Genomic DNA, 21,780 nt, shown 5'->3' with positions numbered 1-21,780 from the left:
CATGGAGTGGCTCAGCAGAACGGAATTGTTATTGGGTAAGGAGGGTATTGAAAAATTGCAAAAAGCGCATGTATTGGTCGCCGGTGTTGGCGGTGTGGGCTCTTATGCCGCGGAAATGATTGTACGGGCAGGCATTGGCGAAATCACCCTGATTGATGCGATGTGGTGAAGCCCTCGAATCGCAACCGCCAGTTGCCGGCACTGAGCAGCACCGAAGATCAGTTGAAAGTGGACGTGATGGCCAGAAGGTTGCTCGACATCAACCCCTACATCAAAATCAACAAAATCGATTTTTTTATCAAGCAGGAACTCATCCCCCAGGTGCTCAATCAAAAGCTCGATTACGTGGTGGATGCCATTGATTCATTGTCGCCCAAGGTATTTTTAATTGTCCACACCCTCCAAAAGGAAATACCCCTCATCTCGAGCATGGGTGCCGGTGGCAAAATGGATCCCATGCAAGTCAAAATGGCCGATATTTCTGAGTCGTACAACTGCAAACTGGCCCGGATGATTCGCAAAAGACTCACCAAGTTTGGCATCAAAAAAGGCTTTGAAGTGGTTTTCAGTCCGGAAGCAGTCAACAAAGACCACGTCATTTTTGTGGAAGACGAGCAAAACAAAAAAACCACCGTGGGTACCATCAGCTACATGCCCGCTCTATTCGGCATTATGACTGCCTCACAGGTGATTAGAAAACTCTCCGAATAAATATTTTACAAAATAACTTCACTGTAATATTGATTTTGGCAGTGAATATTCAGAAATTGTAGTGTACTAACCAACCCTTGTTTATTTAGCGGAAACGACTAAAAAATCAACAAAAATGGGTATGGACACTTCTACCGCACACACCGACATCGACAAAGAGCTGGAGACGGCCGGTCTTAAAGCTTTCAAAAAGATTTTTGAGAAGGCCTGGCAAAGCCGCACCATAGGCCTGATCATTGCATCGGGTAAGGGAGAAATTATAAAACACAGTCCCAAAGCTGCCATGATACTGACTGGTAAATCCGGTAACCTAAACGGTCACCACCTATCCAACTACCTCTCCGATCCGGAGTCCCGACTGAAACAACTGATCAACCATCCCCCGGAGGACATTGACGATAGTTCCGTGACCTTTCCATCCAAAGTATTTCCAAAGCACATCATACGCCTGGTCCCTGAAATCATTTCCGCCCCCGAATTGCAGAACCACTCACTGCTGATCCTACAAAACATCACCGATGAAACCATCATCATCCGGGAGTTCCAAAAGATGGAACAATCCCTGAAGGACACCAATCTGGAATTCAAGGAAATCAATGCCCAGAAGGACAAATTCCTGTACATCATCGCCCACGACTTGAGAGGACCGCTGAACAACCTCATGGGCTTTCTGGAAATTCTCAGTACCCAATTTGAAAACAATTCGCCACAGGAAAACAAGCAGCTCATTCAATTGCTGGGCAGCAATGCCCACTCCATGTATGAATTGGTTGAGAACCTCCTCAACTGGGCGCTGTCGCAAAGTGGCAAAATGAAGCACTACCCTTCCAGACTACCACTGCAAAAGCTCATCAAGCGGGTCTTGAATCAAATCAACCCGGTGGCCGGCAGCAAAAACATCCGCATCCATTCCCATATACCGGAAGATGCCACCGTCTTTGCCGATGAAATCATGCTTATCACCATTTTAAGAAACCTCCTGTCCAACGCCATCAAGTTTTCACCCCCTGGCAGCGAGGTCATCATCAGTCACGCCCTTAAAGACAAGGAAGCCATCATCACCGTCACCGATTTCGGCACAGGCATTGCACCCGATGTTCTCCCCGCCTCTTTCTGCCCTCCAGCTCCATCACCACCCCCGGCACCTACGGCGAATCCGGCACCGGCTTCGGCCTGCCCCTCTGCTACGAACTCACCAAAATGCAAAACGGCCACATCTGGGTCGAAAGCGAACCCGGCAAGGGGAGCTCCTTCCATGTGTCACTGCCAGCCAGCTACACCTGACAGTTGCCTATCCATCTCTATATCAGCCCAGGGCAAGCCATTGGAAGCGTCCGTTAGAATTCCAGTTCATCCATCCATCACACCAATCGATCGCATAAATAACCTTGGTCAGATTTCTTCGTATAAACAGCTTGTAGGGAACAAACTTTTACTAATAAAAAACAAGTTGTCAGATAATTTGGAGTATCGTATATTTTTAGCGGCACTTTTGGAAGGAGACAGGGTGACCTGTTCCCAAAAGGTGAATGACTTTTTAAATAGTGGCCATACAATCAACCAACTCTATGAAGGAGTGCTGAAGCGAGCGCTATATGAAGTTGGCGAGCTATGGGAAGAGGGAAAGATCAGTGTCGCCACTGAGCATTTGGCATCCGCCATTGTAGAGTCCCTGCTAAATATGCTTTATTTAAGCATCATATCTGATAAGAAAATAAATAAAACGGTTGTTGTATCTTGCGTTGAAAACGAACTCCACCAGATTGGAATTAAAATGGTTTCCGATGTTTTTGAGATACATGGGTGGAATGCCTATTTTCTGGGGGCCAATACGCCCACGAAAGAACTCGTGGATTTTGTTAAAACGACGAATCCCACCATCCTTGCCCTTTCCTTAAGTCTTTACTTTCATTTGCCAGAACTTGAATCCATGATACAATCCATCAGGAAGGAATTTCCAGAGTTGTTGATTTTGGTTGGTGGCCAAGCTTTTAGGCATGGAGGTAAAGATGTCATTAATAAATATGACCGTGTAATTCTTGGAGACAATCTTGATTTCCTTGAATCGTTTCTCAAAAATACAGATGAAAATGGATAGGAACTTATTATTAGAATCTGCCAATCGGCTGGCACATACGAGTACTCAATCAGCCGATGAATATTATCGCAAAAGCGACCAGCTTATCGCATTGATGAACACGACCATGCTCAAACGTCCGGATGTTGAGAATTTGGTGGGTCAGAACAACATCGATATGATGCAGGATAATCACGCCAACCACGTCAGATTTATTGCATCGATACTGAAATATCCAAACCCAGAGGTTTTGGTTGAAACCGTTTTGTGGGTTTTTCAGGCCTATCGCAGCCATGGTTTTACGACCAACTACTGGGCAGCGCAACTGAACACCTGGATGGATGTATTAAAACAGGTTTTAACCGACGAAAGTTATAAGGAGGTTTACCCTTATTATGAATGGATGCAAACGAATATTCCCCTATTCGTAAAAATTTCCGGTGAGAAGGCCTAATTCCTTCTTGTTTGCCATAACAACGCCTGTGCAAACAAACAGACATCCCTCTTCCAAAGTTCAATAAATACCGTATTTATACTCAAACATGCAGAACCGTTTAAACCAACTGCTTTTTTCCGAATGGTCTGAAGAAATCAGTTTGTCCTTGCTTGATATCAAGTCGCTTTGTGTCGCATTATTTTCGTGTGACGGACGTCTTTTATTTGCCAATCCGGCTATGAAGTCATTGTTTCATGATGATCCGGTTCAAAGTTTTATCAATCCGACTTTTGACAAGTTGACCGGACTGAGCAACTCATCTTCAAAAGTGTATGAGGGATTTATTACCATTGGCAGTTATTCAGAGGTGAATACAGCCATTCTTGCCCATGCTTATAGGAAGGACAATAACCTTCTTATCATCGGGGGAGTGGATGTTGAGCAGCTTGAGTGTCAAAACAATAAACTGCACCAGTTGAACCGTGAAATCAGTGATCTTCAACGCCAGCTGATAAAGGAGAAACATGCCCTCCAGCTAACATTGGGACACCTGAATGAAGCCAACAACGAATTGAAAGAACTGGTTGCGACCAAAGACAAGCTTTTCTCCATTATCGCCCATGACCTAAAAAGTCCATTTAATGTATTACTGGGTTTTAGTGAATTACTTGTCGAAAATATTCATAAATATACTCCGGAAAAATCCAGGACTTTTGCACAAAACATCCATGAAACATCGAAACAGACCTACGAACTTCTGTTAAATCTCCTGGAATGGTCCCGCGTGCAAACAGGTAAATTGGAGCCTATTCCCGTTAAATTGAAACCCTCTGAAATTATTCAGGAGGCTGTCTCCCTGTTTACGGAAAAGACCATGTCCAAACAAATAGAACTGCAAACAGAAATAAACTGTGACACATTTGTCAGGGCCGACAAAGAAATGCTTGCAACGATTCTTCGCAATCTGATTACCAATGCATTAAAATTCACATTTCCGGGTGGTAAAGTGCTTGTCAAAACTCAGCGCCAAGGACCAGATTTATTGCTTACTATTTCCGATACCGGGTTTGGCATTGCCCCGGAACATCTCCAGGCGCTCTTCAACGTTGATTGCGGCTTGTCCGAAAGAGGAACCGCCAACGAAAAAGGAACCGGCCTGGGATTGATTTTATGTAAGGAATTTGTAGAAATCCAGGGTGGCCAAATCTGGGCAGAAAGCGAACCTGGAAAAGGCAGTGATTTTAAATTCACTATGCCGCTGTGGAAAGATGATCTGTAATTATTTTAAGACATTATTGACAAAGAAACTCCCCATGCACCAACCCGGGCAACCCCACTTTATTAGGAATCATTACAAATAACCCACCTCGTTGTATTATGAAGGGGATTCTTTTATTTTTGGTTATGAATTTCTGTTGAACCTAAAACCGAAACGCCATGACACAGACCTTAAACCCTGACCGCACCATCCTCTCAAGTAGCTGGCCTTGCTTCTGCTTATTCCACTGCCTTCCGATTAATTCTTACAGCAGCTAAAAATTAAGCCTTATGAGAAATACAATCAAATTACTGTTTGGATTGACCATGGCGTTAACTGGCTTAAACTTCCATCTTTCTGGTGAAGAATCCCATCCACCATCAGCAAACTCACCTGAAGATGAAGAATACCTGATCCATTTGGAGGATGCGGTATTGAGTTTTAACAACGCATTCAACTGGGATGTGCAAATAGACGAGACATTGACCATCCATTTTTCTAAGCCAGAAAGCGGCTCGTCTTTTATCATGCGCCCAATTCCGCTAAAACCGGTGCTGGACAGCCTCTATACCGATGCTCTATCCGCTGATTCAATTTTCACTGCTCTAAACAAACTATCAAAATTTAAAAGGAGTAAGAGCAAAATAACGAAAATTTCAATCACAAAAGTGCCCCAAAATCCTTATGATTTAAAAGGCCAGCTAATCATTAACAACAAAGCCTTCGAACTGCAAGGCAACCTTTATACCGAAGAAGACAAAGACGCCTTCGACCAATTAATAGAGTCCTTTGCCTTGGTGCGTTAAGAATCAACTAATATATATGAAACAAAATAAAATCTACTTAATCGGAATTATCATGGCTTGTTATCTTTTTGGATGTACGCAAAAAAAAGATGAAGGCAATGCATTTCGAATTCTTGATTATGAAAAGGCGCAACCCATCGAATATGCCAATCTATTTGACGTTCAAGGCGTCATTATTATACCATTAGAAACAACTGAACAATCGATAATCTCGGACAATTTCATTGTAAAATTAATGGATGGAAATGTTTTTGTGTTTGATTATCACCGGGGACAAGTGCTCCGGTTTAATCTTGAGGGCAAGTTTCTAAATTCGATTGGTGAGCAAGGTAAAGGTCCGGAAGAACTATTAAATCCATCAGATTTTTATATTGACCCGAAAAATCAAACGGTTGAAATTTTATGCGAACCCGGTTCGACCATCAAAAAATTCTCCTTTCAAGGCGAATTCCGTTCAAAATTAAGTTTTGATTTTCCGTCCCACTCATTTATCAAAGATTCTAAGGATGGTTATTACTTTTATAGAGGTGTTAATAGTGGGTATAGCGAATACCGCGTAACCTATGTAGATGCTTCATCAAAAATAAATGAATTACTAATGGATCCGGGCAATGCACCGGTTGGTCTGGTTATGGATAAGCAATGTTTTGTGGAAAATAACGGTGTTGTATTCCTTAAAGAAATATTATTCAACCAAATCGTCTTCCTTGCGCAAGGCCGATTAATTGATGGCGTTAAAATTCATTTCGGAGAAAATGACATCAGATTGGATGACCTTCCTAATTATCCAGGCATGATGGCGTTTTTTCAACAACTGGATAGTGATGGCTTCCACTCCATCAAGAGCTTTGATGTTCTGGATAATCATGCATTCTTAAGTTTTCAGTATCAAAAAGCATCCGATGATTTAAAAACCCATTTCATGTCTTTAAATCTTCTTACAGATGAGATGATATCTGTTTCAAAAAATGGGGATAATGAACTTTTTAGAAATTTAGAGTTTCAAATGCTATTACCAGACAACAAATTTCTGTTCGCTATTAGCTCCCATAATTACCACTTGCTAGAAAATACCATTCCAACAAATGCTTTTGAGTCCTTTGCTATTAAGGAAGATGATAATCCAGTATTAATCGTTTTTTGAAGCTATGAGCTCACACAAAACGGCTACCTGGGCCTTTCTATTAGGCCAAACATTCCATTTAGTTTTATGCAACAAAATATTAATCAAGCGGTCCCTTTATTATAATGTTTTAATTGAACTGGAAAGGTATTTCAATATCCAGGAGCAGTAAGGAATATAGAGACGAAATATACTCATCCAAATAATAATGTTTTTTGCTATGATCTTTTTAACAATCAAAAACATCTCAAATTCTTCGGGTCAACTACTTTTAATTTCAATTCTTTGTCTTTGGCCTTTCTTCCAGGGTTGTAAAGAACACAGAGTCGAGCCTCTCCAAAACATTCAATTCGTTGAAGAGAATATCATTGATATTGCACGGTTTGAACTTTCCACTCTCGAACTCGAAGCAACTGAAGAATCCTATCTTCATGGCGTTTCCCAATTCCTGAATTATGGAAATCTTTTCTTTATTCTAGACAATGTGCAATCAAAAAAAATAAATATCTATGATGAATCAGGCAAGTATATTAAACAATTAGGCAGCAATGGTAGAGGACCTGGTGAATACGTTCAACCTTGGTCGATCAGTATTGATAGGAATAATCACAGAATTGCAGTACTAGATGTAGGACAAAACATCGTACTCTATTATGATTTAGATGATTTTTCATTTATTAGAGCGGATCATATCCCCTTTAATGCCACAAAAATGGAGTTCTTGGGGAAAGGCAATATTGGATGGTATGGGTCACAAACAGAAAACGCCTATATTCTCATCACAGACTCACTAAACAACATTATTCAAGAATTAATTCCAAGAAATTTCAATCCAGGTTACATAAAAGGCAGCGCAACAAAAAACCTGTCCGCATCAGACTCTATGGTTTTATTCTATACGCCCCATTCTCCTATTTTATACGATATAAATGCAGATAGCGCAAAACTAAAGCATCATGTTTCCTTTGAAAATTTTGATTTCCCATCGATTAGCGAACTAACTAATTTTAAAGAGAATAACGATGATTATATCAATTATATTAAAGAGAATTCATACATCCAGTTCTGTGATTTTTATGATACCCCCACAAATCTGTATTGTAATTTTTTTGTTGACAAAAAAATGTATTTTGGGTTTTATGACAAGTCAAATAACCGAGCCATATATCATAGCAAAGATAAACTAATGGAATTCCTAAAAATTCCTCAATTTTTTAATCCTGTTGGAGTTCTAAAAGATTTTTTAATATGCCGAATTAACAATGTTGATGTGTTGAAGAATTACGAGGCCGGAGCAGTCCATAATAAGCAAATAGATAAAGAATTAAGGGCTATTGAGGAGGACAGCGGCTTCGTTATGCTATTAATCAAATTCAATGACTGAAACTGCATTTAAAAGGTCAGATGTGTCTGACGAATCCAGATTGAGTTAGTCACATTATTTAAAACTCTTCGATTTATAGAACTAAACAATGCGACAAAAAATTATTTGCTCGATATTCTTGTTTCTCTGCGTCAATGGTTGCCAATCAAATTCAGGCAAACAAGCAACAGAAAAAGAAACTGAAAGTATAGTCCTGACAGTTTGCCACAGTAAAAACAAATATTGAATCGTTGAGGACTATTTCGTCAGACGACAATTGTGTCCTGATTCTGTATTACTTGAAGTCATGAATATATTTTGTTATAAAATATTGACGTATCAGCAGAAATTAATTTACAAAATTTAGTATAATTGTCAATATAACTTAAATTCTAAATTAAAAAAGAAATAAATTCAATATCCATCCACCCTAAATCTAATGATGAAACCAATTATTAAAAAATCCTTCGCCCTGATCTTAATCTTCTTGCTAGGTATAAAGATCTTAGATGCTCAATCCGGCTCTATTGTATTAAGTCTCGATGATGCCCTGAAACTGGCGCAAGAGCAGTCATATCACGCCAAAGTGAATCAACATCAGCAATTGACAGGCTATTGGAACTACCAGAACTTCCTCGCTGATTTCCGCCCCTCGCTTAGTCTAAGGACATCTCCGCTCACCTACCAAAACAATAAGAGGTATACTGGCATTGAAGATTCTTATTACCGTAATGAATCGCTGCAATCTGAGGCATTACTATATCTTGATCAAAGGATTTCTCCTTTAGGCGGCACCTTAAGTGTAAGCTCAGGCTTACAACGCTACGAGTTCTTAGCCAGTGAAAGTTCACCGGAATATTTCTCACAACCATTCATAATTAATTATCGCCAGTCCCTGCTTGGTTTTAATCCAATGAAATGGGCCCGAAAAATAGAACCACTAATCTTTGAGACTACAAAACGTGAGTATGTTGAAGACACCGAGGCCCTTAACCTTTCTGTTGTTAGCTACTTCTTTGACTACACCTGGCTGGGCTGGAACGTAAAATTGGCTAAGGAGAATCTTGATGATGCACAAGCCTTGATTGAGGTGGCAGAACAGAGGTACGAATCAGGAAGCCTTTCAAGGGATGAGTTACTGGATATGCAGCTGGCTAATAGTAACGCCTTTCGTTTCTATAAAGAGTTGGTGCTGCAACAGAGAAAGGCCAAGGATGATTTTCTCAATTTGTTGATGTTACCAACCAATATTGAAATTGAAACCATCCTTCCGGAAACCCTTCCACTTGAACAGGTAGATGTCAAGAAGGTTTTTGAGTTGGCCAATGCCAACAACCCCGAATTACTCAGGAAAGAACTGGACCTTCTTATAAATCAAAGAAACCTTGAACAGGCCAAAAGAGAGCGGTATTTTCAGGCAAATATTGATTTAGCTTACAATCGAACTAAGAGTGCTCCTGCCACCCAATTTTCAGATGTCTATAAACCAGAATTTAACACAAGCTCTTACATCTCACTTGGCCTAAATGTGCCCATCCTTGATTGGGGCCGCGGCAAGGGCAGGTATGAAGTGGCGCGATCAAGCCTTGAAACAAGTGAGTTGCTCGCCAATAAAACCATACAACAGATTGAACAAGACGCCCTTACATTTGGGATCACCTTTAACAGCCAGAAAATAATCATTGAATCCGCTGCACGTTCTAATTCCCTGGCTACAGAGAGTTATGCCTTAACCGTCGACAGATTCCATGAAGGCAACGCCGATGTGCTTAAGCTTACTTCAACCAGAAGAGCCAAAGATAAAGCACGCTTAGATTACATAAACACTTTAGAGAGATACTGGACTTACTATTTCCTGTTGCGACAATTAACCCTGTTTGATTTCAATAATGGAACCTCTTTATTTATCGAATAGTGAAACAAAAAAAATTGGCCATGAAAACCGTATTCTATATTATAATTTTTGGGGTTTTTGTAATCAATGCATGTAATAGAAACAAAACAACCCAAATAGAATTGGAGAACCATAACGACACAGAAATTATTAGATTTGAGGATACTTCTCCAACCGCAATAGAAATAAGTACTATATTGGATTCATTAGATTTTATATTTTTAGATTCCAAAAAAGCAGGTTTTATCGATGGTATAGACAAGGTCATTTTTCATAATAATGAAATTTATCTGCTGGATTCGAAACAGCAAATGATTTTAGTGTTTGATTCAGAGGGTGTGTTTTTGAGAAAAATAGCCAAACAGGGAAGAGGCCCTGGAGAATACCCTTATCTTGGCGAATTTACTTTGCAAAACGACACGATCTTGATACTTAATCGGGATATTGTTTATAAGTATGACCTTTCAGGCAATTTTATTGAATCTATTAATTTAGAATTTATTCCCTCAAATTTTGAATGCTCCAGTCAGTTCTATTATTTCTATAGAGGTGCCAATGTTCATTTCAACGATGAGGACTATTACTACGATTTAATAAAGTGTGATACAAATGGAAACATAATTAGTATGCATTTTCCCTATGGACAGAATGATACGCATACTATTTCTACCGATAGCCCCTTCTACAAAAGCGGTGGGGAGTTGTATTTCGTAAATGGAGCAAAGCCGAGCAATTCTCATATGGTTTATTCTTTATTAGACCACAGTGATCAGCCCTTTCCGAAGTATGAAATTATACGAAATTCATCACACCCTTTTGTCCTGGGAAATTTCTTCGAAACAGAAAGCACATTGATTTTCAATGTTATTTGTCAAACCAATTCAGGAAATGTCGTCATTTCAAAAATTGACCGAACTGCCTTGATATATAACACCGTTAGTGCAGATTCCCAGTTTTTATTTAAAGGTGGCACCGTTGAATTTTCAAATGATTCCTATTTTTTAACAAAGTTTGATGCCAGTGTAATGGGAATGGAGATTAAGGATAATGAAAAGGTTAAATCTCTTTTGATGCAAGAATTTCCACAATACGAAGCTTTTCTAAAACATATTGAAAATGAAAATATTAATCCAATTTTAATTAAAGAGTATTATAAACCTCGATTGGAGAAATAATACCGCTTTACCCTAAAACATGTCCCAAAAAAATGAAAAACTTCCTCCCCTTAATCCTTGCATCTACCACCCTGCTCGTGGTCTCCTGCAAAAATCCAAAAACAAACAATTCCTCCGTCACACAGGACCGGATTATACTTGTCGATTTGCAAACCGCTGCTGAAATTGAAACCAGTGATAGTATCCTCTTTCCTGTTAGGGAATTGATTCAATTAGAAAATGTCTCGGGATCAATACTTAACCGCGCATCTAAAGTTCTTCAGACTGGTGAAAGATTGCTCATACTCGACATTAAGGAAAATGTTGTTTTACACTTCAGTGATGACGGACGTTTTATTACTAAACTATCCAAGGAAGGTCGGGGACCAGGGGAATATAATCAAATTTCAGACATCTGTCTGAATGTTGACCAAACCGGATATCTTGTTCTTGATAACCTTAATGGAAGGATTCTTGAGTACTCCTGGTCCAACGAACACCTTTCAACTCAAAAAATCGACCATTTACCCCAAAGAATGTTTCATCGCTTTGAAGTTCTGGATAAGGGGGTCATTGCCCTATACAGTAATAGCGAAGAGCATCGTTTATTAATTTATGATACGAAAAATGATGAGATCATTGAACAAGGGAAAAAAATTCCGCAATGGGTAATGAGCAACACCCCATTAAATATTGGTCCATCTCCATTCTTCCAAATGGAGGATGGCATCGGGTATTACGAGATTTTCGACCAAACCATATATAAATTAAGCTCTTCGGGCATATCACCATTAGTTACCTTTGATTTTTCCCCAATTGAGTTTATCAATTTGGATGGACTAAAGGAGGATGCTTCCATAACTGACAATGCTGAAACAATCCACTCAAAAAACTGGGTTTCTGGAATTTATCAAGTTAACTATTCAAACAATCATTTAATCTTAAGAACCACCTACAATAAAGTCTGGTTTACACTGATCTATAATGTTTCCGATCAAGAATTTCAAACATTTAAGTTTAAAGAGTACAACAACGTTTATGCATTAGGCAATTCTCCAGCAGAAAAGTTGTTTTTTCCATTGTACCCAATGAATCAGAACCACGCGACTTTTATTTCAAGCTGGTTCAAAAACAAAGGTCAAGTCATTGAAACCAATGAGGAAGACAACCTTTTTCTGGGTGTAGGTGAAATTTCTTTACCGGATCAATTAAAGAATTAAGGTCGGAGATAAGCTAGCAAGCCAAAGCATTAAATACTTAAAAACACAACCCTCCGTTTTTTTAAAAAATAATTTACAACAAAATGATTAGAATAAAAATAATTCATTTGGTGCTTATACTCGGGGTCTTAATGGGCTGTAAGCGTGCGAGCTCCCATCTGCCTGTCACTGTTCCAGAGGAATTCCCTGAGGCTGTTAGAATCTCTGGGAACCCGGTTGAATCCATGAAACATTTCGTGGTAGACGGAATGAAAGTAATTGATTCGTTCGTGGTGATTTTAGATATGAAAAAAGAAAAACCAATATTTGTTTATAGCGCAGAAAATCCATGAGCTTTTGGGCAATTTTTCTTCTGTTGGCAGGGGCCCGGAATTTGAATCTCCAATAATTTTCGAACATATTGACTTGTTTAACTCTCACCTAAATATTTATGATGGAAGTTTAGGCCTTATGACAAGAGTGGATCTGGCACACAGCATAAAAGAAAACCGGTACATCTATTCAAGCACACCAATTAATGACACCTTGAAGGAAAACCGGCCCATAAGGGTCTTTTTTGAAACAGCAAATCTCAATTGTGTAGAATTAGAAGGGTCCTGGTTTTCCTTATACAACAAAGAAAATCATTCTTTTACGGATATTGAGTTTCCTAAACTGGATTTTCCATTACCGGATGAGAATATGAATTACTATTTATTTAATCCTGAAATTTGCTATAATGCAGCATTGGGCAAATTCGCAGTATCATCCTATTCAGTTGGTTACCTGAGTTTTTTTGATACCACCGGAACGCATCTAAACACAATTTCATATGATCCGGATTATATGGAAGACCTGGAATCCTTTCTCCTTCATAAATCAGGAACTCCTAAAATTTACATTGGGAATATGCATGCTGACGACAAGCACATTTTTGCCTTAAATGCAAGCGAGGTGGATGGAGAAACGATGGAGAAAGTTGAGTTACTTATTTTTGATTGGGATGGCGTACCTGTGAAAAAGTTATTGTTGGATAGGGCTATTGGTGCAGTTGCATTTGATCATGAAAATAAAAGGATGTATGGATATGCACCCTATGAAGAAGAACTTGTACTCTATGAATACGATATGACAACGTGGGGCCTATAGACCTTCATAACTTTTTTGTCTGTTCAATCTTGTTGTATTTTAGTAATATCATGAAAAAAGCAATTCTATTCTCTTTGGTGTTTTTATGTTGTTTCGCTTGTAGGAACCGTAACAAGGTGGATGAATTCCGGCCGAGAGGAGCTTCTGAAAACCTTGTCCACATTGATTTAGACTTGAAAAATCTTACCTATGTTGATCCAGATACGGTGATTAAGGACATTGAGTTTATACCACTTGAAAGCAGTGAGAATTGCTTAATAGGTTCCTATGATAAAATTCTGTTAATAAATGATACTATTTACATCCTGGACAGACATCAGCAAAAAGCAGTTTTCGCATTTAACAGGGAAGGAGAATTCTTATTTAAAATCAGTGCTGAAGGTCGTGGACCGGGTGAATATACAGAAGCTACCGATTTTTATGTGGATACAGTTGACTCGCATATTGGAATTTTAGACTTTGGTAGGGTTCAGAAGTATGATTTCAATGGTCGTTATATTGGGCAGGTGAAGTTTTCCGGACATGGCCCAAGCGAGATAAGTTATAATGCTGGCAGGTTTAATGGCGTATCTTTGGAACGGTTTGCCAGAAAGCAATCAAAAGTATTTTTTCAATACGATTCTGAGGGTAAGGTCATATATAGTGACCACCCAAGCTCTAACAGCTTGCTTAAATTTGAAATGCAGGAAAGCAAGTATTTTTCTTCAAATAAAGCAGAAAACTATTTCAACTACTTTGGTTCTGATACTATTTACCTTATAACCGATTCCTTTTTACAGCCTGCATTTGTTTTAGACTATGGTAAAAGTGCACTATTACCCCATATAAGAGAACAGCTATTCAGTAAGCCCTTAGATGATACCTGGTCATTCTTTAGAGATAATCAGGATATAGTCATGTATGGATTGACAAGCATGAGTATATCTGACGATTTTTTGTTGCTAAATGTACCTTACGGAATGACATTAAAGAACGTCCTTTATTCATTGAAAACGCAGGAAATTAAGATTCTTAGGAGTTCACCCCCTCATTGGAGTACTCTGTATCCTCAAGACATTCAATTGACCGATAACGGTGCCATCGGGATCATTGCGTCAGACGACGTGGACCGGGTTAAGATGATAAAAGATGATAATCCCTCTGACCTGGAAACCAACAATCCATTTTTTTATCAGAAGATTAAAGGATTTGAAAATATTACGGATACCGACAACTCCATTATTTGCCTTTTTACTTTTAGGGATTTTTAGTGCCCGCAGGCACTGCCGGGGCCACCTATCCCCATCCTATCAAAGATGTGCTCATTAACAAGCCAGGTCTATAAGCCAAAAAAGGGTAGGACAAGCGCCTACCCTTTCTTAATGATAATTCTAAGTCAGGTTATGGCCTGCCCCATTTTTTGGTGATGGCGTTTAGCTCATCCTGAGTGATTGGGATAACGGTTCCGTGACGCGGGTGGAAGTCCATGGATATACTTTCATCAATGATTTCAAAGCTTTCAAGGTCTGTGGATTTTGTAAACTGATAGGTTCCCCGTGAATACACATCATACATCAGAATGTAGGTGTCGGTGTTGATGAGTCGGAAAACACAGGAGCCTTCTACCGCATCATTGGTCTTCTGAAGGAAGGGTTCCTGCACTTCATAGCCTTCAGTGAGCCGGTCTGAAACGGCTCTTTTAATGCCGTTACCGGCGCCCTCGGTTTTAAAGAACAAGTTGTAAATGCCATCTTTATAAACGATATCACCATCGATGCAGGCGACCTCATCGGGATGATACAGCAATTGTTGGGGCACCGTTTCGAGTCCGGTAAAATCTTCATTGGCGTAGGCATAGTAAATGATGTCATAACCTCCCGGCTGAAGCATGGACCAATAGACCATGATTTTGCCTTCTTCCTCATCATAATAGCTTTGGGGCGCCCAAACCCTCAGAACATCTTCGAATTCAGAGAAGTTCTCTGCAATGTTAACGACAGAGTGGGTCCAGTTGACCAAATCATCGGACTTCAGAAACACCATGGCTTCGTTGCCCGACCAGCCATCATTGGGGACATACAAGTCGGTGACCACCATGTAAAAATAGCCATCGGGAGCCCTTAAGATGTGAGGGTCACGCACGCCGCCACGGGAACTGATGGTATCGGCGGCAATTATGGGGCGATTGTTGTTTAAAGCTTTAAAGTTGTAGCCATCTTGACTGATGGAATAAAAAATGGCCTCTTCGCCCGGACCGTTACCAATAAAGTAGGAAAAGAGATAGGCCACATGGCCTTCGTCTTCGGCCACATGTACTTCAAAATCTCTGGTGACCGATTCACTGCCTTTTGAAACTTCTGCGGTCAATAAAACCTTCTGTTGGCCCTTTCCTGTGGGAGATAAGCTAAGCAATTCGCCACTATTTGACAGAAAATCGGGCTGTGAAGATTGCCATTGAATGCTGGCGCCTTCAATGCCTATCGAGGGCAAATCAAGGTCGGAGCGAAGATTATTGAGATTTCCGGAAATCTCCAAATTTTCTGCATCTTTTTCAACGGCTGCCTGATCACTTAACCATGGGCTAATCATTACATTGTAATCCTTTGAATAGGACTGGCCGTTTTTCGTAAACTCACCGGTTAGCGTCACATTGGCCGGCTTTGCCCCTGTTTCAGGACGTTTGATGGCCCCTATGGCAGACAAAGCATCGGGGTTGGATGAACGCCAGGTAATGGTTATTTCAGAGGCAGCAGAAGTGGGCAAATCGATATCGGCCACGACATTTTTCAACTCACCTGAGAATACATTTTCAGCAGTTGCCTTTAACTGTTGCTCGATGGTAGCTTCCTGAAGCTTTTTCGTAAGCTCAATAAAACGATCCATCTCCTCATCCTTCAATGCCCTGTCATAAATTTTAAACTCGGCCAATTTGGCATTTTTCAGGTAGGCATCTCCTCTGTAAGAGGATTTTCCGATATAATTATGGGTGGTTTCACCAAGTACGGAAGGAAGAAGCGACAAAGCCCCCTGAGCCGTGCGGGATCCGTCAAAGTAAATGGTTCCGGTGCCGCCGGATTGCACGTAAGCAATATGGTGCCATTGTCCTTTAGGGAAAGTCCGGGAGCGGCTGACCACCTCTTCGCCGGACCAATGTCTGCGGGATATGGTGTAACCGGTGGTTCGGGCAGAAAAGAACATGGAGCCATTTTGGTCCGTAGCCATGTTGTCGGAGTTGCCAAAATTCCAGACAAAATTACCATGGGCGTTCAGATCGGTATCTTCATCGACAAAGAGATAAAGGGCGATGGTGAAATCTTCCAATTGGTTAATCAGTTCACCAGCCTTAAGACCCATATCCAGATAGCCGTTATTTTCACCCAGATTCAGAACGCCAATGTTTCCAAGGGTCTCAAAAGAGGCCTCATTGTGTACTTTTCCGGAATATCCATTCCCGCTTGCATCTTTAACGGTGGTTCCCGCATCAGTTGTCCTGCTAAAATCATAGTGCAGGCGCAAACCTTCTTCGTTTTGACATGCGGTCATTGCTGTTAGCAACACTGCCACAAAAGCCCATAAAAATCTGGTAGTCATCATTTGAGTAATATTTAAACGGTTTCTAAGCGACTTCAAAATTTGCCTTTTTTTAACAACTCCTGTGTCACATAATTAAAATCTGCTGTCTCTTTTTTAACAAACAACACCTAAGTCGGATAAATAACCTAAATGTTAAGATTCAACGAATAAACGCCCTATGGAGTTACGACGTTTTCAACAAAGGCTATCACAAAATTCAATTACCTCATTATTGCAGATGAAATATTTGAAACCAAAAGCTATTTTTTGCAAATTTGTGTTAACCTTATTATTGGTGAATCGTTCAATTTTCATTATTTAATCCTTAAGACCTATCCATGCGGACACCCTTCTTCCGGTTCCATTCCTTTGCAAAAGCAAAGTTTTCTTTCTGCCCCTTTATTGCAGCCCCTCAAACTTTTAAAGCCATTCCAAATAATTTGAATCTGACCTTTTTGGTAATGGCCGTTTTATTTCTGGCCTCCTGCAATAGAACAACGCAAGATTCAAAAACATTGTCCCCAGACATAGTAACCATTGATGTTAAGGAGAGTGACTTCATTGTTAATGGGAAACTGTCAGATGTTATTTCAATCGATTCTCTGGTCTTTTTGGAATACACTGATGAATCGATTATTGGAGAAATCGACAAAGTCCTGGTATCCGAAGATCGAATCTATGTAGTTGACAGACATTCAGCCAAAAGCATTTTTTGTTTTGACAGGAAGGGAAATTTTATAAATTCATACAATGCTATTGGTAGAGGTCCCCAGGAATATCTTGAAATATTTGATACATCATTTTTCCGAGATAAAATGTATGTTTTTGCAGCCCCCAACCAATTCTTCGTTTTAGATGAGAACTTAAAATTTGAAAAGTCGATTGACATAAATTGGACCGTTGATATCCCACTTGATCCAGATTATCCATACTTCAGCGTGATCAATAGTGAAACAATTCTATTCTGTCATCCTTCGGCACACTATCATTATCATCTGTATAACTTAAGCAAACAGGCTTTTATTTCTTCTCATATTAAGAGATTGGGAACATTGGACGTTTCAAGCCAGAGAAATTTAACAAAAAACACGTCTGGAAAAATGTTTCTATCCCGCTTTTATAATGACACTATTTATACAGTAAGCGAAAACCTGATGACACCTGAATACATTATTAATTTTGAAAAACCAATGACAGATAATGAAATTGAAGAACGCCTAAAACTAAATGCATACAATTCATTTAATCATCCTAGGCCGCAAAAGATGTACAATGTCTCTTCATTCATTTATAATGAAGAGTACATCTCTTTTGAATTCGAATTCAAAAGAAGTGGACATTTTTGTTTTTACAATCCGGAGAAAAATATTATGAAAATATTTAATAACAGTTTGGAAAATGATTTATTCCAAGGAACCTATTTGAGGTCGTCAATTGGTCATCACCAAAACAGCAATATTACTTGGTTAGAAGTGACAGGCTTGGTTGACAACAAAGAAGAAATAAGCTTTTCTATACCGGACGATCTTAGTTATGACTCTAATCCGGCACTGGTGTTTTACCGACCAAAGTTTGAATGATATGGGAAATATAATATACCAATTCTCCAAGCTCCACCAGTTTTCTATTGCTTCTACTAAATGAAAAACCTATTCTTATCCATGAATATGAAAAACCCGTTATTATTTTTCGTCCTAATCCTCCTTCTCCTGAATTCATGCAGCAAGAAAAGCAGCTTTTCACCTGCGTTGGGTGTCATAGAACTAGACGAGGCAGCAAGCAATACTGATTTAATTCTTCAAGAAGCAGACATAAATATAATAAGACTCGAAGAAACGGAAGAATCACTATTAAGCGGCATCCAGAAAGCTTATATTGAGATGACATCTGACAGAATTTTTGTTTTGTCAGATTTTAATCTTCATTTCTTTGATGGTGAAGGAAAGTTCCTAACAAAACTACCCAAAGGAAGAGGTCCCGGAGAGGTATTACAAGCCATATCTTTTGATATCAATAGAACCAGGCAAACAGTATTTGTTTTAGACGACTGCCGATTTATTCTGGAGTATGATTTTGACGGAAACTTTATACGTAAATCACAATTAGATGAATTCTACAGCATGCATCTTTATTCCGAACAAGATATGCTGTTTCTTATTTCAAATTATGTGGGTAAATCCGAGAAAAGCTATGTCGGGCAATACAATTTCAAAGAAGAAAAAATCACCCAACGGTATGTTCCGAATGATTTTAGTCCTTATCCTTTATCAACTAATTTTATACCTACGTATTCTTTTTTTGAAAAGAGCAATGAGCTATATTTTTTCACGCCCGACATATTTGGATTGTTCAAATATGATGGCGATGATTTCAAACTCCTATACAGTTATGAAATCGGAGATAAAAAGGTGCCGGATGCCCTTATCAAAAAATTATTTGCTGAAGAAAGAAGCTCCTTTAGGGCAAAAGCAAAACTTAAGAATTACGCGCCCAACCTTCTTTATGTAGCCCATCACAAAGATTATTTTCTAATTGGGTTGGATGATAATCAACGTAGCTGCTATGTTTTTGATACTAACTATCCTGATAAAGTCTATTGCCACCCAAATATTTCCTACTTTTTTAACCTCCCCGATATAAATTCATTTAAATATCCGATGGGCAGCCAGGATAATACTCTAGTATTTGCTTGTAATCCAACGGACTTGTTTGGGAAGGATGAATTTGAAAGCACAAAAACGGTTACTATTGGAGGCCACCCCATTGATATTACCATTGAGGATAATCCCTTTTTGGTTCAAATCCAATAGATTGGGTTAATTGTAAATAAACATCCATCATCACTCTGTCTTCAGAAGACCAATTTGATAACATATGTTGATAAGCTATTTGAAGAAGAAATCCCTTGGGATTGGTTTTGTTTGCGATTGTTATCTAAAAATGGCAGAACGGTTTGCAGCTCACTAAAAAAATTAAGAAACAATAAACCGAATTGTATGAAAACAACCTATTTGCTTATTGCCATTTTAATTTTTGGTGCGTGCAATAGAACAACGCAAGAGTCCAAACCATCTTCACAAGACATCCTAACCATTGAGGTAAAGGAGAGTGACATCATTGATAGTGGGAAACTGTCAGATGTTATTTCAATCGATTCTCTGGTCTTTTTGGAATACACAGATGAATCGATTATTGGAAAAATCGACAAAGTCCTGGTATCCGAGGATCGAATCTTTGTAGTTGACAGACATTCAGCCAAAAGCATTTTTTGCTTTGACAGGAAGGGAAATTTTATAAATTCATACAATGCTATTGGTAGAGGTCCCCAGGAATATCTTGAAATTTTTGATGCATCATTTTTCCGAGATAAAATGTATGTTTTTGCAGAGCCCAACCAATTCTTCGTTTTAGATAAGAACTTAAAACTTGAAAAGTCGATTGACATAAATTGGACCGATGATATCCCACTTGATCCAGATTATCCATACTTCAGCGTGATCAATAGTGAAACAATTCTATTCTATCATCCTTCGGCACACTATCATTATCATCTGTATAACTTAAGCAAACAGGCTTTTATTTCTTCTCATATTACGAGATTGGGAACATTGGACGTTTCAAACCATAGAAATTTAACAAAAAACACGTCTGGAAAAATGTTTCTATCCCGCTTTTATAATGACACTATTTATACAGTAAGCCAAAACCTGATGACACCTGAATACATTATTAATTTTGAAAAACCAATGACAGATAATGAAATTGAAGAACGCCTAAAACAAAATGCATACAATTCATTTAATCATCCTAGGCCGCAAAAGATGTACAATGTCTCTTCATTCATTTATAACGAAGAGTACATCTCTTTTGAATTCGAATTCAAAAGAAGTGGACATTTTTGTTTTTACAATCCGGAGAAAAATATTAAAAATATTTTTAACAACAGTTTGGAAAATGATTTATTCCAATGGACCTATTTGAGGTCATCCATTGGTCATCACCAAAACAGCAATATTACTTGGTTAGACGTGACAGGCCTGGTTGACAACAAAGAAGAAATAAGCTTTTCTATTCCGGACGATCTTAGTTATGACTCTAATTCGGCACTGGTGTTTTACCGACCAAAGTTTGAATGATAGGGTTGTCTTCATCGATAATCTTTTTTTGATTCAGGTCCTAAGGGCAACCTTTAAAGCATATTTCTGGTGGCAGAAGGTTGACCGCTTATAAGAATTATTATCTTTAAATCTTAAATAGTCTTTAATCCCTTATACCAAAGACCTGCTATGTTGACGAAATCTCTTGTTCTTTTAGTTATTACCAGCGCTTTTTATGCCTGTTCTTCTTCCAAAGGCGGTGAGGATGCTGCCGCGGATGCCGCTGATGCGGCCCGCTTGTCGTATGTGGAGCCTCCGGAAACCCGGGTGGCGGTTACGCCGGTGGAACGGGGTGCTTTTGAGCTGGAGCTGGTGAGCAACGGCCAGTTGGAGGCGCAACGCAAGGCGGTGGTGCCTTTTGTGGTGCAGGAGCAAATTAAGGCGGTGCATGTCCGGGAGGGCGAGCGGGTGAGTGCCGGACAAGTATTGGGCTCGGTGGAGCCTTTTACCTATCAAAAGCGGCTGGATGAGGCACAGAACAAGTACCAGCAGTCCATGATTGATTTGGAGGACCGGCTTTTGGGTTTTGGGTATCGGATTCAGGATTCTTTAAAAATTCCGGAAGACCAGCTGCGGATGGCAAAACTGCGCAGCGGATTTAATTCGGCGGAGATTTCCCTGGAGGAGGCGCGCCGCAATTTTGAGACAACCTCGATCAAGGCGCCCATCACAGGGGTGGTTACCAATCTGGAGGCCCGGGTGCACAATCCTTCTACGGCTTTTCAAAAGTTTTGTGACATTCTGGATTTGAGCAGTATGCACCTGGTGTTTTATTTGCTGGAGACGGAACTGGCGGGGGTTGAGCAGGGACAGCTGGTGGAGCTGCGGCCTTTTGCCCTGCAGGGCGAAAAGTTTGAGGGCCGGGTGAGCAGCATCAATCCCATGGTGGATGAAAAAGGAA

19 protein-coding genes are annotated in these 21,780 nt (G+C 39.6%); 18 read left to right on the top strand and 1 reads right to left on the bottom strand.

The genetic code is table 11. The annotated features are described in order from the left end of the window. The first annotated feature begins 1 nt into the window (after position 1). From JCM15548_RS25285 to JCM15548_RS08875, 14 genes are all read left to right on the top strand, one after another. On the top strand, positions 2 to 169 hold the full coding sequence (locus tag JCM15548_RS25285) for a ThiF family adenylyltransferase (protein ID WP_262486964.1): 168 nt from the start codon (positions 2 to 4) through the stop codon (positions 167 to 169). After that, the gene (locus JCM15548_RS08935) at positions 163 to 711 is read left to right on the top strand and encodes a tRNA threonylcarbamoyladenosine dehydratase (protein ID WP_262486963.1); all 549 of its coding nucleotides are present in this window, start codon (positions 163 to 165) and stop codon (positions 709 to 711) included. The genes JCM15548_RS25285 and JCM15548_RS08935 overlap by 7 nt, the downstream gene beginning before the upstream one ends. Before the next feature lie 115 nt (positions 712 to 826). Further along, positions 827 to 2,809 (top strand): cobalamin-dependent protein, encoded by a 1,983-nt coding sequence (locus JCM15548_RS26585; protein ID WP_083985060.1) that lies wholly within the window; start codon positions 827 to 829, stop codon positions 2,807 to 2,809. After that, entirely contained in the window at positions 2,802 to 3,242 is a 441-nt protein-coding gene (locus JCM15548_RS08925) for a hypothetical protein (protein ID WP_157482579.1), read from the top strand. Before JCM15548_RS26585 ends, JCM15548_RS08925 begins: the two co-directional genes overlap by 8 nt. Before the next feature lie 88 nt (positions 3,243 to 3,330). Continuing rightward, positions 3,331 to 4,503, top strand: coding sequence for a sensor histidine kinase (locus JCM15548_RS08920; protein WP_062124523.1), 1,173 nt, complete (start codon positions 3,331 to 3,333; stop codon positions 4,501 to 4,503). 269 nt (positions 4,504 to 4,772) lie between these two features. Then, a complete protein-coding gene (locus JCM15548_RS08915; RefSeq protein WP_062124521.1) occupies positions 4,773 to 5,288 on the top strand; it encodes a hypothetical protein in 516 nt (171 codons plus the stop codon). Positions 5,289 to 5,304: 16 nt separating this feature from the next. Further along, positions 5,305 to 6,432: a DUF4934 domain-containing protein gene (locus JCM15548_RS08910; protein ID WP_062124519.1), complete on the top strand. Its 1,128-nt coding sequence runs from the start codon at positions 5,305 to 5,307 to the stop codon at positions 6,430 to 6,432. A 199-nt stretch (positions 6,433 to 6,631) separates the two neighbouring features. After that, on the top strand, positions 6,632 to 7,795 hold the full coding sequence (locus JCM15548_RS08905; RefSeq protein ID WP_162198200.1) for a 6-bladed beta-propeller: 1,164 nt from the start codon (positions 6,632 to 6,634) through the stop codon (positions 7,793 to 7,795). Positions 7,796 to 8,213: 418 nt separating this feature from the next. After that, positions 8,214 to 9,689: a TolC family protein gene (locus tag JCM15548_RS08900; RefSeq protein WP_062124515.1), complete on the top strand. Its 1,476-nt coding sequence runs from the start codon at positions 8,214 to 8,216 to the stop codon at positions 9,687 to 9,689. A gap of 20 nt (positions 9,690 to 9,709) precedes the next feature. Then, positions 9,710 to 10,843 carry a DUF4934 domain-containing protein gene (locus JCM15548_RS08895; RefSeq protein ID WP_062124513.1) on the top strand — a complete coding sequence of 378 codons (1,134 nt, stop codon included), beginning with the start codon at positions 9,710 to 9,712 and terminating at the stop codon, positions 10,841 to 10,843. Between the two features lie 32 nt (positions 10,844 to 10,875). After that, positions 10,876 to 12,042, top strand: a complete 1,167-nt coding sequence (locus JCM15548_RS08890; protein ID WP_062124512.1) for a BF3164 family lipoprotein — start codon at positions 10,876 to 10,878, stop codon at positions 12,040 to 12,042. Between the two features lie 83 nt (positions 12,043 to 12,125). Further along, a complete protein-coding gene (locus tag JCM15548_RS08885) occupies positions 12,126 to 12,374 on the top strand; it encodes a hypothetical protein (protein ID WP_062124509.1) in 249 nt (82 codons plus the stop codon). A gap of 4 nt (positions 12,375 to 12,378) precedes the next feature. Next, complete coding sequence (locus JCM15548_RS08880; RefSeq protein WP_157482577.1) at positions 12,379 to 13,170, top strand: hypothetical protein; 792 nt, start codon at positions 12,379 to 12,381, stop codon at positions 13,168 to 13,170. Between the two features lie 50 nt (positions 13,171 to 13,220). After that, entirely contained in the window at positions 13,221 to 14,420 is a 1,200-nt protein-coding gene (locus JCM15548_RS08875; protein ID WP_083985059.1) for a DUF4934 domain-containing protein, read from the top strand. Between the two features lie 130 nt (positions 14,421 to 14,550). Here JCM15548_RS08875 and JCM15548_RS08870 read toward each other — a convergent pair whose 3' ends face one another. After that, entirely contained in the window at positions 14,551 to 16,743 is a 2,193-nt protein-coding gene (locus JCM15548_RS08870) for an immunoglobulin-like domain-containing protein (RefSeq protein WP_062124503.1), read from the bottom strand. Positions 16,744 to 17,060: 317 nt separating this feature from the next. On the opposite strand from JCM15548_RS08870, the gene JCM15548_RS08865 reads away from it, so the two are divergent. The 4 genes from JCM15548_RS08865 to JCM15548_RS08850 form a co-directional block, all read left to right on the top strand. Then, positions 17,061 to 18,302, top strand: coding sequence for a DUF4934 domain-containing protein (locus tag JCM15548_RS08865; RefSeq protein ID WP_062124501.1), 1,242 nt, complete (start codon positions 17,061 to 17,063; stop codon positions 18,300 to 18,302). 81 nt (positions 18,303 to 18,383) lie between these two features. After that, positions 18,384 to 19,532, top strand: coding sequence for a DUF4934 domain-containing protein (locus JCM15548_RS08860; protein WP_062124499.1), 1,149 nt, complete (start codon positions 18,384 to 18,386; stop codon positions 19,530 to 19,532). Between the two features lie 186 nt (positions 19,533 to 19,718). Continuing rightward, positions 19,719 to 20,858 (top strand): DUF4934 domain-containing protein, encoded by a 1,140-nt coding sequence (locus JCM15548_RS08855; protein ID WP_062124497.1) that lies wholly within the window; start codon positions 19,719 to 19,721, stop codon positions 20,856 to 20,858. Between the two features lie 150 nt (positions 20,859 to 21,008). Further along, on the top strand, positions 21,009 to 21,780 hold a 772-nt coding region (locus JCM15548_RS08850; RefSeq protein ID WP_062124495.1), incomplete at its 3' end, for an efflux RND transporter periplasmic adaptor subunit.

It is taken from the genome of Geofilum rubicundum JCM 15548, assembly GCF_000974365.1.
Classification (GTDB): domain Bacteria; phylum Bacteroidota; class Bacteroidia; order Bacteroidales; family Marinilabiliaceae; genus Geofilum; species Geofilum rubicundum.
The sequence above is the reverse complement of the archived record's forward strand: the minus strand, read 5'-3'. Positions and strand labels throughout refer to the sequence as shown.